We start from the raw sequence: 12,730 nt of genomic DNA, 5'->3' as shown, positions 1-12,730 counted from the left end.
GGCATCCTTTCTGCGGGATACGAATAGGGAGAGGTGCCCGAACTGGGGATCCGGGCACCAACAGAGGGAGGAACTAGTCGAGGTTCTCGCGGAGCCACTTGATGGCGCCAGCGGGGTCGCGAGTAAGGTCGATATATTCCTTACCGCGCGGGGCGAGAAGCTTAATGCCCAGGCGATCGGTGTCGGCCTTCATGTCGTTGTAGTAGCTACGAACCTGCGGGGCAAGCACGATAACGTCGTACTGATCCATGATGGCAGTGTGCTGACCATAGGCGCCCGCGGAGGAAGCGATGTTCTCTCCGGTCTGCGCGGCACCTTCCTTGATGGCGTTGGCAAGCATGGCAGAGGTGCCAGCGCCGGCGCACAGGACGAGGACCTTCAGGCCATCGACATCCTTCTTAGCGGATGCGTCGGAGGCGGGCTCGGGCTGATCGGCGACAGGCTTGCTGTCGGCGGCAGCGGCGGTCGGCTCGACGGAAGCGGTGGTCTGCTCGACAGCGGGCGCAGAGGTGCTGGCGGCGATGGTGGCAGCGCCATCGGACTCGAGACCCAGCTCGGCGGCGCGTTCGGCCTCCTGGTCGCAGAGCAGCTTATCGTATGCCTTCAAGAACGGCAGGTAGATGATGGCGTCCAGCAAGATGATGATCGCGACAAATACCAGGGCGATAAGCTGGAAGTTCGTGGTGATGAAGATGCCGATGGGGGCGGGGGTAGCCCAAGGCACCACGAAGGAGAAGCCGTTCATGCCCACGTTATCGATAAAGAACTTGGCAACACTCACGTTGACGCAGCCGGCGGCAACAAAGGGGATGAGCATGTAGGGGTTAAGGATCATCGGCGCGCCAAAGAGCAGCGGTTCGTTGACGGCGAAGGCAACAGGAACAATCGAAGCCTTACCGACGGCTTTGAGCTGCTTGGACTTCATGAAGAGAATCAGCAGAAGCGGCACGATGAACGTGGCGCCGGTGCCGCCGAACTCACCCACGAGCGACATGTTGAAGGTGAGGGAATGGGCGGGGTGACCACCGGCCAGCAGAACCTGCAGGTTCTCGGCCTGGTTGGCAAGACGGATGGGGTCGATGCCCGGCTGGACAATCGAAGGACCATGGACACCGATGAACCAGAAGAACGCGGTGGCTGCCTGGATAAGGATAAGGCCAGGATAGGTTTCTGCAGCGGTAAAGAGCGGGGAGAGCAGTTTGATAAGCAGCTCGGAGAACGGAACGCCCATGAGGTTGCGCACGACGACATCGATGATGCCGCAGATGATGACGGCGCCGCCAAAGGGGATGATGTCGCGGAAGTTCTGAGCGATGGCGCCCGGGACTTCCTTGGGCAGCTTAATGGTCAAATCGCGCGAGACGCAGAATTTATAGACCCACACGGTAATGAACGCGGCGATATAGGCCGAGAACAGACCGCGCGTGCCCATGCTGGTGCAATCGAAGACCGAAAGCTCGGAGCCGTCGAGCTTGGTGGTGAACTGCGTAACGGCGAGCAAAAGCATGCTGCACTGGGCGGCAACCATGGTGGAACCGTCGTTGAGCACCTTGCCGGCGGGCATGCGACGGTTCATGGAAGCCGTAAAGTTCTTGGCGGTGGTGCCGGCGACCATGATGCCCATGACGCCCATGGTGAAGTTGTACAGCTTATTGCACCAGTCGATGAGCGGCTGGGGCAGCGTGATGCCAACTACGCCGGGAAGGGTGGCAATCAACAGGAAGATCGAAGAGGTGAGGACAATGGGCATGCACCCAAGGAATCCGTCCTTGATGGCCTGGAGGTAGATGTTTCTCGAGATCTTCTCAAAGAACGGCTGATGCTTTTCGAGCATCTTTACGATGGCGTCCATAAAGCTCCTTTGTTACTTGATGCGCGATGCATGTGGATGGAACTGGTCGTCGATGGATGGTCAGGACTGCCCGGAAACCTTCCTGCTTAAGGAAGGCATTGTGAAATGACAACGTTGTCATTTCGTTAATGACAACGTAAGACATTTTTGGAAGAGCAACAAGGATTTACGGGTGAACGGTCGATATTGTCCGATAAACGGCTGATTTATCAGTCAGGCAGGTAGTGTATGCTAGAACGCAAAAAACAAGCGATAGAGAACCGAGTGGAGAAGCAGTGGCAACGATGGACAAGAAAAACGTCTCGATGAACGATGTGGCGATTGCCGCGGGTGTTTCTCTCAAGACGGTGTCGCGCGTGATCAACGATCCCGATAGCGTGCGCGAGTCGACGCGCGATAGGGTCCATGCTGCCATGGAGGCGCTTGGGTTCCGGGCGAACTTTGCCGCGCGTTCACTCAAGTTGGGCCGTTACGGGTGCATCGGCGTCGTGCTGTTCCACTTGTCGGGCGGCGCCGTGGACATGATTGACGGTATCGCCGATGCCGCCGAAGAGCGAGGCTTTGCTCTCACGATGATCAAAAAGCGGGCGGGGGAGAAGATGACCCTTGCCGAAGCGGCGCGTAGGATGTCGCAGCTTCCCGTCGACGGCATGATCTTCAACCTGCGTCAAATGGTCGATGACTTTGATACCTTTGAGGCGCCGAAAGACCTCAAGACGGTGATTATCACGCCGATGGAACATCCTACCTGCTCTACCGTTAGTGACGATCAAGAGGGTGGTGCGCGCATGGCGTGCGAATACTTCTTGAATCACGGGCATAAAAACGTGTACTTCGTCTCTGGTAAGAAAGAGTCGCTGTCGAGCCAGTGCCGTATGAAAGGTTGGCGTGCGGCACTCGAGGCGCGTGGCATTGAGCCGCCCGAGCCTCTGCAAGGCGATTGGAATGCGGATAGTGGCTATGCCGCGGGCCTTGTGCTTGCCGATAAGCCCGATTGCACGGCGGTCCTCGCTGCTAACGACTGCATGGCAAACGGCGTGATGATGGCCCTGCGTGACAAAGGGCTCAGTGTGCCCGACGACGTGTCCGTGATCGGCTTCGACGATGAGCTCTACAAGACGATCCCCAACTCGATTCTGACGTCGGTGAAGTTTCGCCACCGCGAGCTGGGCATCCGTGCGCTTAACGAGGTCGTCGCAGGTCTGGAAGCCCCGAGCTCCAGAAGCCGTACGCTCGTCTCGGGCGTGTTGGTCGAGCGTTCCAGCGTGAAGGACCTGCGGGCGTAGACGTGCTTGGCTCGTTCATCTCAATCTGTAACAGTTAGGACCGAAATACTTGGCTAGATGTTACAGATCGAGATTGAGAGGATTGTCCTGTGCGTTTATCTCAATCTGTAACAACCAGACGTCCAAAACCGGTTTTAGTGTTACAGATTTAGACAATTCGGCCCCGTCTTCCCGGTTTGTCTTGATTTGTAACAGCTAGGGACCAAAAACTCGGCTAGATGTTACAGATCGAGACAAACGGCCCCCCCAGCCGAACAAAAACAAAAGGCCGGGGGCGGCGCGCCGTGTGACGTGCCACCCCCGGCTGAGAAATGGGGACAGGTTATGTGAGCGGGGCAATTCCGCTGGTCGCCAGCTGCTAGTCCAGACGACGGGTCTGCGCCACGTGCTTGTACCAGTAGGCGCTTGCCTTGGGCGTGCGCTTCTGGGTTTCAAAGTCAACGTAGAAGAAGCCATAGCGCTTGTTGTAACCATTGGTCCAGGAGAACTGATCCTGCAGACTCCACAGGAAGTAGCCGCCCACGTTGACGCCCACCTCCATGGCCTTGAGCAGCCAGCGCAAGTGCTGCTCGATGTAGTCGATGCGCGGCTGGTCGTCCACAAAACCGTCCTTGTAGGGGTCCTTGTAGCCCATGCCGTTTTCTGTAATGAAGATCTGCTTGTAGTTGGGGTAGCGCTGCTTAATGTAGACGAGCAGATCGAACAGGCCCTCGGGATAGATGATCCAGTCCCAGTCGGTGGTGGGGATGCCAGGCTTGTTCACGTGCTCGCCAATACCCTTAACGCGCCAGCGGCCGGTGCCCTTCTCGCCCGTACCGTTGTGGTGCAGGTCGTTCTCGCCGTCGTAAGCCTTCAAGAAGCGGCACTGGTAGTTGTTGACGCCCAGGTAGTCGTTGTAGAGCGCGGCCTCGCGCATAATCTCGAGGTCCTCGTCCAGGATCTCGATGGTGCCGCCCGAGACGGCAGCCAGACGGTTGGCGCACTCGAGGGTGTCGGGCGCGTAGTCGCCGCGGAAGGTGGCGTCGAGCAAGAACTGGTTCTGCAACACGTGCTCGTTGTTGGCGGCTTTGATGTCGGCGGGGTCGTTCTCGTTGAGCGGATACTTAAACTCCAACGACTGAATGACGCCGATTTTGCCCTTAAAACCGCCGTTGTGGAAGGCCAGTACGGCCTTGGCGTGGGCGAGCATCATGTTGTGCTCGCACTGGAAAGCCTCGGCCAGATGCGCCTTGACGCCGCCGGGGAAGGTGCCCTCGATGTAGGTGTTGGAGGCATCGGCCCAGATCTCGTTAAAGGTGAACCAGTAGGTCACCTGGTCGGCGTACTCCTTAAAGCAGAAGGTGGCAAAGTCCACAAAGGCATCGATGGTCTCGCGGTTGAGGAAGTCGCCCTTCTCAAAGAGGGCAAGCGGCGTGTCGAAGTGATGCAGCGTGACAAACGGCTCAACGTGGTGCTTGTGGCACTCGGCGAAGAGATCGTGGTAGAACTGCACGCCCTCGGGGTTGATCTCGCCGGTGCCGTTGGGGAAGATGCGGCTCCAGGCAATGGAGAGGCGAATGCCGTTGATGCCGAACTCCTCGCACAGCTCCAGATCGACGGGGTACTGGTTGTAGAAGTCCGAAGCGGGATCGGGGGAAAAGCGCCCCTGGGCCTCCAGGAAGTCGTCCCAGGCAACCTTGCCTTTACCGTGGGTGCGGGTCTCGCCCTCTACCTGGTAGGCAGCAGTGGCGCCGCCAAAGACAAAGTCCTCGGGAAACTGCGCAGGCGGGTTGGTGACGCTAGCAGGGTTAACGGACATGATGATCCAATCGTCTAAATCGAAGGGCCAGCCGGTCTTGGATGGTCGGCTGGCCCTGTGCGTTACTTACTTCGAGAGTTGCTCGCTTACGAAGGCGAGAGACTTATCGCCGTTCTGGGAAAGCTCAATGTACTGCTTACCGCGGCAGGCGACGCACTTGTTGCCCACGCGCTCGCAGTCCTTCTGCAGGTCGGCCAGGTAGCTTGCGGCTTGCGGGGCCAGGACGACCAGATCGAAGTCGGGGAGCATGTCCACGTGGTTGCCATAGGCCTCGGCAGCGGTTTCAAGATTGATGCCGCGCTCCTTGGCGGCCTTGGCCAGCGCGTTGGCGAGCAGGCCCGAGGTACCGCCACCCTGGCAGAGCACGAGCACGCGTTTGCCGTTGAGGTCGCTGGTGGCCGTTGCCTCGGCAGCGGGTGCTGCGGAAGCGGCGGGAGCGCCGGCTTCCACGGCCTCGGCAGCAGCGCCGGCGGCAACGCTCTTGGCATCGGCCTTGCCCTGGAAGGCATCGTTGAGCTTGGCGGCCTTCTCGGCGTTCTTGGCGGCGAGCTCCTCCTGGGAAATCTCGGCCTCCTCGGCGCACTTCTGGGCGTCATAGGCACGGAAGAACGGATAGTACAGAACGAAGTCGACGACCAGGATAAGGGCGAGCATCACAAAGGCGAGCGGCTGGAAGCCCAGGCCCATGATGGTGCCGATGGGGCCGGGGACGGTCCAAGGCAGGGTGTACATAAAGCCGTTCATGCCCAAGAAGTCGATAAAGATCTTGAGGATCCAGATGTTGGCGATCGGGGCAAAGACAAACGGGACAAAGAAGACGGGGTTGAGCACGATAGGCGCGGCGAACAGCAGCGGCTCGTTGACGGCAAAGCACACGGGGACGATGGCGGCCTTACCGACAGCGCGCATCTCCTGGGACTTGGCCAGGAAGCAGAACATAAAGACCAGGACGAGCGTGGCGCCGGTGCCGCCCATGCAGACGACGAAGTACTGGGCACCCTGGGTCAGGACAGCGGAAGCGTGCTGGCCGGCCTGGAACGCAGCCAGGTTGTCGGTCATGTTGGAAACGAGGGCGGCGGCGATGGCGGGCTCGACGATCGAGGGGCCGTGGACGCCCACGAACCAGAACAGGCTCATGGCGCCGTAAATCACAGCAAGGCCGATGTAGCCGTCGGCAGCGGTGAACAGGGGCTGGAACACCTGGATGACGCCCTGGGCAAAGCAGAAGCCAAAGGCAGCGCGGAAGACGATGTCAAAGACCCAAAAGACGGTGATGCAGACGGAGAAGGGGATGATGTCCTTAAAGGTCTGCGAGATGTTGGGCGGAACCTGCTCGGGCATCTTGACGGTGATGTTGCGCTTGATAAAGAACTTGTAAATGATGCCGGTCACAAACGCAGCGATGAAGGCGGTCAGTAGGCCCTTGGAACCAAGGTAGGTGGTGTTGAAGCCACTGGCGGCATCCGTGGCGATGGTGTCGCTCGAAAGGAGCAAGAAGCCGATGATGGCCGCGCACATGCACGAGATAAAGTTGATCTGGTTATTCTTGGGCAGATCGCGGTTCTGGGCGTCGGCGAAATGCTTGGCCGTGGTAGCGGCGCAGGCGATGGCCAGGATGCCCATGGAGTAGTTGTAGCACTTCCACAGGGCGTTGTTGATGTCATCGGGCCAGTAGAAACCCCAGATGTTGGGGACCGAGGCTACCAGGCAGAAGATGGACGAGAAGATGATGATGGGGATGACGGAGATAAAACCGTCGCGGATCGCCTTGAGGTACTTGTTGCGGGCGATCGCGTTGAAAAAGGGCTGGCCCTTTTCGATGGTGGCGATGAGTTGCTCCATGCAAAGCTCCTAAGAGTCGGTGGGTTAGCAACGATGGTAGCTTTTGACGTTTGGTTGCCAAAATGCTGACGTTGCCATTTTGTGACACAAAATAAGATGCGAACCGATGGCCCCTGTGCCTGCGGACCGTCGATTTCTTGCGCGTAAACGTTTGAGCCGCCCGGTGGCTCTGTGTTTGCACAATGGCAACGTTAACATTTGGGCGATAAAAGCCGTTCGGGGAAGCAAAAATGTCGGTGAACGGTAGGTTTTGGGTGGTGAGCGTATGGTGGGGGAGGCGTTAGATATACTTGAAGATGTTTCATTTGACTGCGTAGGGTGCCACCAATGGCATCGTTGACATAGAAAGATCGACCTATGGCCGCTGTTAAAAAATCGGTTTCCGTTAAGGATGTGGCGCTCCTCGCGGGCGTCTCAGAACAGACGGTCTCGCGCACCGTCCACGATTCACCCAGCGTGCGCCCCGAGACCAAGGAGCGCGTGCGTGCCGCCATGCGCGAGCTGGGGTATCGCCCCAATTTTGCCGGTCGATCGCTGCGCCGCGGCAAGTTTAAGACCGTCGGCGTCGCCATGTTCAACATTACCGGTACCGGCAACCTCGACCGTATGGAGGGCTTTGCCGCCGCCGCCGATAAGCACGGCTACGCCATTACCCTCACTAAAGTAGATGGACATCCCTATACTCTCGAGAGCGCATCGTCGCGCATGAGCGCACTGCCGGTGGATGGCATGGTTGTGATCATGAATCGCATGCCGGCGGACTTTGGCACCTTTGAGCCGCTGCCTGGTATGCAGACGGTGCTCGTTACCATGCTGGAGCACCCGCTGTGCTCGACGGTCGATAACGATCAGTTCGATTGTTCGCGCCAGGTTGTCGAGTACTTGCTGGGGCAGGGGCACAAGACCGTGCACTTTATCTCGTGTCCCGAACGCTCGCTTTCGGGCATGCAGCGCGAGGAGGGCTGGCGCGAGACATTGCGTGCGCATGGTATTGAGCTGCCGCGACTCATCCGTGGCGACTGGACGGCGCGGAGTGGATATGCCGCAGGCCAGGCTCTGGCGGACGATCCGACCTGTACTGCCATCTATGCCTCCAATGACGCCATGGCCTACGGCTGCATTCGCGGACTCGAGTCGCGCGGAAGGCGTGTGCCCGAGGACGTGAGCGTGGTGGGGGTTGATGATAGTCTGGGCGACATCGTGCCCGATCGTCGCCTGACCACCGTGCGCTTTGACAACAAGCGTGTCGGCATGTGGGCAGTCGACAAGATCGCCGGCGCCGAGGGAGTTGCGTCTGGCGTGGAGCACATGCTGATCCCCGGCGTGCTCGTAGAGGGCGATACGGTGCACGATTTGCGTTAGGGCGCGGTCCTGTTTGGGTTTCCGTTAATCATGTTTGATATTGTTCGAAATGGTTTGGAAACCGTTCACGGGCAAAAATTGACCGTTCATAGCTCGAAATTACGTTTTGTATTGTTCTTTTTTGTTTGAATGTTATTGTTTCTGTCATACACAGCGCAGCGCGGATGCCCGGACGCGATGCTCTCCGTTGGTTCATATGTGAAAGGAACGCAATATGGCAACCAAAGAAGAAATCTCGATGGTTGGATTCGAGATTGTCGCATACGCAGGTGACGCCCAGACCGATCTGCTTGCAGCGCTCGATGCTGCTCGCGAGGGTGACTTTGAGAAGGCCGAACAGCTGCACAAGGATGCCAGCGATGCACTTATCGGCGCCCACGACACGCAGACCAAGCTGCTTTCGCAGGAGGCCGGCGGCGGCGAGATGGAGATGACCTTCATCATGGCTCACGCTCAGGACACTCTCATGACCACTATGATCTTGGAGAAGCAGGCCCGCTTTACCATCGATGCCTACAAGCGCATCGCCGAGCTCGAGGCCAAGCTCGCCTAACGAGCCCTCACAACCAAGCCCCTTCCAAAAGTCCTGCCGCTACCCGCAGCAGGGCTTTTTCTGTCCTCCTCCAAGTTGCGGTGAAATAGGGGCTGACGGCCCAAAATGATCCGTTCTCCTCCGTCCCCAGGGGATCGGTTGGCAGCGTCGCCACGAAAATGGCCCATCTACTACGTTTAACCCGATACCCCCGTCCATACCCGCGTTTCATGAAAAACTGCAAGCGTTCTACCTGTGGTTTTGTTTTTACGCCACGGGGCATGGTCGGGGATGGGCAGTTAAACGTAGTAGATGGGCCCATTTCGTGGCAAGCGGGTCATGCGGCAGCCCGTTGCGCCTCCTCCCGTTCGGTTTTTCGCTGGGTGGGTATACTTCCATCCGCAATACAGGCCGGAATGAGGAGGTATCCAAATGCCGGACAACGGATCGATTCAAAAGAGAGACGCGGGCGAGATGGCTCATGGGCGTCCTGTCCAGATAACCGAGCAAACAACGGTGACCGAGCTGCAGCCCAGCCTATCCGATGTCGTGTGCGCAAACAAAAAACTGCAGATTGGCCTCATCGTTGCGCTTGTGGTACTGGCGCTGCTGTCGGGGTTTGTGGCTCGTCCGCATTTTGCCGATACCAAGACTTGGGACTCCACCATCGAGGTCATCGATCAAAAGAAGGGCAATGTATTGGCGCTCACGACCTCGTGCGTCGCCCTATCTGCGGGTATCACTGCGCTGCCGGGCGATACGGGAACGCCGGTTGCCGAGCAGCTCGCACAGCTTTCGGGTAATCTTGGTATCGTGCTTGCCGTGCTATACCTAGAGAAATATTTACTCACGATTTTGTGGTCGGTTGGCCTGGGCATCCTGATCCCGTTTGCGCTAGTGCTCTTTGCAGCGTCGCTTGGCATTCACGGACGCTGGAGCACGAGCACGGTCATTCGTCGCGTGGCAACGCGTGTGCTGGTGGTCGCCATCATTAGCATGGTGTTGGTGCCCGCGAGCGTATGGGTGTCGCAGAAGGTTGATGAAACGTATCGAGTGAGCATCGAGGCGGCCGAGCAAAAGGCGACTGACGCTGCGAGTGCGGCAGATAGCGATAGCTCCAAAGCAAACAAGAAAAAGACTGAGTCCGCAGAGTCCAAGAACGTGCTTGAACAGCTTGCCGACGGTGCCTCGGGTCTTGTCACGACGGTGACCAGCGGCGCCAAGCAGATGACCGATGAGATTGTGCAGCAGGTGACCGATCTGATCGAAGGTGTCATCGTGATGATAGTGACCTCGTGCGTTATCCCATTGCTGGTGCTCGCGGCGTTTTTGTGGCTGGGGCACACACTGCTGGGGATTGATATTTCCGGGCCGACGAATTATTTGACGGGCCGCTTTCTGGGCACTCCGTCCAAGCATGCCAAGAAGGGCGGGCAGTCCTAGTAGCTAAAACAGCTGTATATACCGTGGCATACCGCCGAAGGGCGGCCGAGACACGTTCTCGGCCGCCCTTTTGTTTGTTGAACACATGGTCGCTACGCCCGCGCCCGGTCCAAACGGTCAGCAATCATCCGTGAACGGTATTTGTTCAAAAAAGAACAAAGATAAACAAAAAGTTGTTGCAGTTACTGTTCGAATGTGTTCAAATAAACATGAACAGTGAAGAATCGCACATTCAGATGCCCGGACCTGAACGAGATTCAACACTTCCAAACAGAAACAACGCACCTGCGTATCTCTCAAGGAGGATGTCATGAGGGTTGTAATCGCTTCCGATGCCGACGGTATGTCGATGAAGGAGTCCATCAAGGAGATGCTCATCGCCGATGGTCACGAGGTCGTCGACTATTCCGAGACCCCTGCCGCGGACTTTGTCGATTCCGCTACCGCCGTTGCCAAGGACCTGCTGGAGCACAAGGATTCCCAGGGCTTCGCATTCGATAAGTACGGTGTCGGCTCCTATATGGCCGCCGTCAAGATCAAGGGCATGGTCGTCGCTAACATTTCCGACGAGCGTTCCGCCTACATGACCCGCGAGCACAACGGCTCGCGCATGGTCACCATGGGCCCGGGCGTTGTGGGAACCGAGGTCGCCAAGAAGATCGCCCGCGAGTTCCTGCGTGCCCAGTACGCCGGCGGCCGTCACCAGATCCGTGTCGACATGCTCAACAAGATGGCCTAACGAGAGCCACCGAGAACTCGAACTTCTACCTCAACTTGTGAATTCAGACGAAAGGACGTTCTGATGAAGAAGACCATCGCAATCGGTTGCGACCATATCGTTACGGACGAGAAGATCTATCTGGCCGACCGCCTGGAGCAGGCTGGCTACAAGGTGCTCGACTGCGGCACCTACAGCCACACCCGTACGCACTATCCCATCTACGGCAAGGCCGTGGGCGAGGCTGTTGCCAGCGGCAAGGCCGACTTTGGCGTGGCCCTGTGCGGCACCGGCATCGGCATCACCAACGCCGTCAACAAGGTTCCCGGCGCCCGCTGCGCCCTGGTTCGCGACATGACCTCTGCCCTGTATGCCCGTCGCGAGCTCAACGCCAACATCGTGGGCTTTGGTGGCAAGATCACCGGTGAGTTCCTGATGGCCGATATCATGCTTGCCTTCCTGGAGGAGCCCTACGAGAAGACCCCCGAGCACGATGCCCTGATCGCCAAGATCGATGCTTGCAATAAGGCCGACGCCGAGGCTCAGGCCGACCCGCACTTTTTTGATGAGTTCCTCGAGAAGTGGGACCGCGGAGAATACCACGACTAGTGGGGTTACGCGGTTTTACCAAACCGCGTAACGGGTCGACGCTGCGCGGCGCTCAGGCACCCCATCTCGTCGCTCAAACCGTCGCTCGCGTACATGAAGTACGCGTCGCTCCTCTTTCGCGGCGACCTGGGGCACCTGAGCGCCGCTCGCTGACGTTGGGGGTACCTGCAGGGTTACCGCTGTTGTTGCGAAGCTTTCTGGTTCGGTAAGCTGCTCCGATAACACGTTTGCTTGCTTGGCTTGAGTGCTTCGCTCTTGGCGGTACCCGGCATTCTGCAGCTTTTCAATTGACGGCTCGCGTTTCTGTGAGGGGGCGCGGGCCGGTTTTCTATCAGCCCTATTGACTTGGTGGGCTGTCGTAAGAAAGGGAAGGCTCCTATGGAGTTTGTTCTTGATAACGGTTCTATCCGCGTGGCACTGAGCACGGCGGGCGGGTCGTTCACTTCTATTGCGGCCAACGGCCGTGAGTACCTGTGGCAGGGTGATCCGGCAGTCTGGTCGGGCCAGGCACCCATTTGCTTCCCAATCTGCGGCGGCCTTCGCGACGGTCACGCAATGACCATGGGCGGCCGCGAGGTTAAGCTCGCCCGCCACGGCTTTGCGCGCAAACAGGAGTGGAAACTCGAGGAGCAGAGCGACAACATGGTTGCGCTGAGCCTAAGCTCTGCCGACCATGCCGAGTTGCTCGAGCAGTACCCGTATCCGTTTAAGATCGTTGCTCGTTACACGATCGATGCGGAGAAGGTGGCCGTGTCGTACGAGGTGACCAATGAGGGCACCGAGGACATGCCGTTCTTTGTGGGCGGTCACCCTGGCTTTAAGTGCCCGCTTGACGAGGGCGAGTCCTATGACGACTACGAGCTTCGTTTTGAGCAGCGCGAGGCCACCGAGCTCTGTACTGCCGTTCCCTCGACGGGCCTGATTGATGTTGAGCATCGCAGCAAGAACCCGATGGTTGGCCATGACCTGCCGCTGACCCACGAACTCTTTGACTTCGCAGAGACCATCTTTGACGTGCTCGAGAGCCGCGTGGTTACGCTTACCAAGAAAACCGAGGACAAGGGCGTGCGTCTGACGTTCCCCGATATGCCATACCTGATTGTGTGGAGCAAGCCCGAGGGCGACTTTGTGGCCGTGGAACCGTGGGGTGGTCTGTCCACCTGCTCCGACGAGGACGATATTCTGGAGCACAAGCGTGGCTGCCTGGTGGCCAAGCCGGGGGAGACCGTTACCCGCGGCTTTGAGATCGAGATCCTTTAACGAGCTATCGTATGTTTGGGGCCGCGCG

Annotated in this window: 10 protein-coding genes; 7 read left to right on the top strand and 3 right to left on the bottom strand. The window is 58.4% G+C overall.

All coding sequences use genetic code 11. From position 1 onward, the window contains the following. Positions 1-73 precede the first annotated feature (73 nt). Positions 74-1,852, bottom strand: a complete 1,779-nt coding sequence (locus ACTQ05_RS01790) for a PTS lactose transporter subunit IIBC (protein WP_441062998.1) — start codon at positions 1,850-1,852, stop codon at positions 74-76. Between the two features lie 284 nt (positions 1,853-2,136). Between ACTQ05_RS01790 and ACTQ05_RS01785 the strand changes: the two genes are divergently transcribed. Continuing rightward, a complete protein-coding gene (locus ACTQ05_RS01785) occupies positions 2,137-3,138 on the top strand; it encodes a LacI family DNA-binding transcriptional regulator (RefSeq protein ID WP_441062999.1) in 1,002 nt (333 codons plus the stop codon). Between the two features lie 358 nt (positions 3,139-3,496). Here the strand turns inward: ACTQ05_RS01785 and lacG are convergent, their stop codons facing one another. Beyond that, positions 3,497-4,936: a 6-phospho-beta-galactosidase gene (gene lacG / locus ACTQ05_RS01780; protein ID WP_154514977.1), complete on the bottom strand. Its 1,440-nt coding sequence runs from the start codon at positions 4,934-4,936 to the stop codon at positions 3,497-3,499. Between the two features lie 66 nt (positions 4,937-5,002). Beyond that, positions 5,003-6,778, bottom strand: a complete 1,776-nt coding sequence (locus tag ACTQ05_RS01775) for a PTS lactose transporter subunit IIBC (RefSeq protein ID WP_427718986.1) — start codon at positions 6,776-6,778, stop codon at positions 5,003-5,005. A gap of 357 nt (positions 6,779-7,135) precedes the next feature. On the opposite strand from ACTQ05_RS01775, the gene ACTQ05_RS01770 reads away from it, so the two are divergent. From ACTQ05_RS01770 to ACTQ05_RS01745, 6 genes are all read left to right on the top strand, one after another. Continuing rightward, the gene (locus tag ACTQ05_RS01770; protein WP_427718989.1) at positions 7,136-8,140 is read left to right on the top strand and encodes a LacI family DNA-binding transcriptional regulator; all 1,005 of its coding nucleotides are present in this window, start codon (positions 7,136-7,138) and stop codon (positions 8,138-8,140) included. A gap of 214 nt (positions 8,141-8,354) precedes the next feature. Next, entirely contained in the window at positions 8,355-8,693 is a 339-nt protein-coding gene (locus tag ACTQ05_RS01765; protein WP_055252615.1) for a PTS lactose/cellobiose transporter subunit IIA, read from the top strand. A gap of 411 nt (positions 8,694-9,104) precedes the next feature. After that, a complete protein-coding gene (locus tag ACTQ05_RS01760; protein ID WP_441063000.1) occupies positions 9,105-10,115 on the top strand; it encodes a hypothetical protein in 1,011 nt (336 codons plus the stop codon). 310 nt (positions 10,116-10,425) lie between these two features. Continuing rightward, on the top strand, positions 10,426-10,854 hold the full coding sequence (lacA, locus tag ACTQ05_RS01755; RefSeq protein WP_006234830.1) for a galactose-6-phosphate isomerase subunit LacA: 429 nt from the start codon (positions 10,426-10,428) through the stop codon (positions 10,852-10,854). Between the two features lie 63 nt (positions 10,855-10,917). Then, a complete protein-coding gene (gene lacB / locus ACTQ05_RS01750) occupies positions 10,918-11,442 on the top strand; it encodes a galactose-6-phosphate isomerase subunit LacB (protein ID WP_006234831.1) in 525 nt (174 codons plus the stop codon). Between the two features lie 378 nt (positions 11,443-11,820). Then, positions 11,821-12,702, top strand: a complete 882-nt coding sequence (locus ACTQ05_RS01745) for an aldose 1-epimerase family protein (protein ID WP_441063001.1) — start codon at positions 11,821-11,823, stop codon at positions 12,700-12,702. The last annotated feature ends 28 nt before the right edge of the window (positions 12,703-12,730 follow it).

The organism is Collinsella sp. LCP21S3_A9 (assembly GCF_052118785.1).
Classification (GTDB): Bacteria; Actinomycetota; Coriobacteriia; order Coriobacteriales; family Coriobacteriaceae; genus Collinsella.
This window is presented reverse-complemented; position numbering and strand designations above follow the sequence as displayed.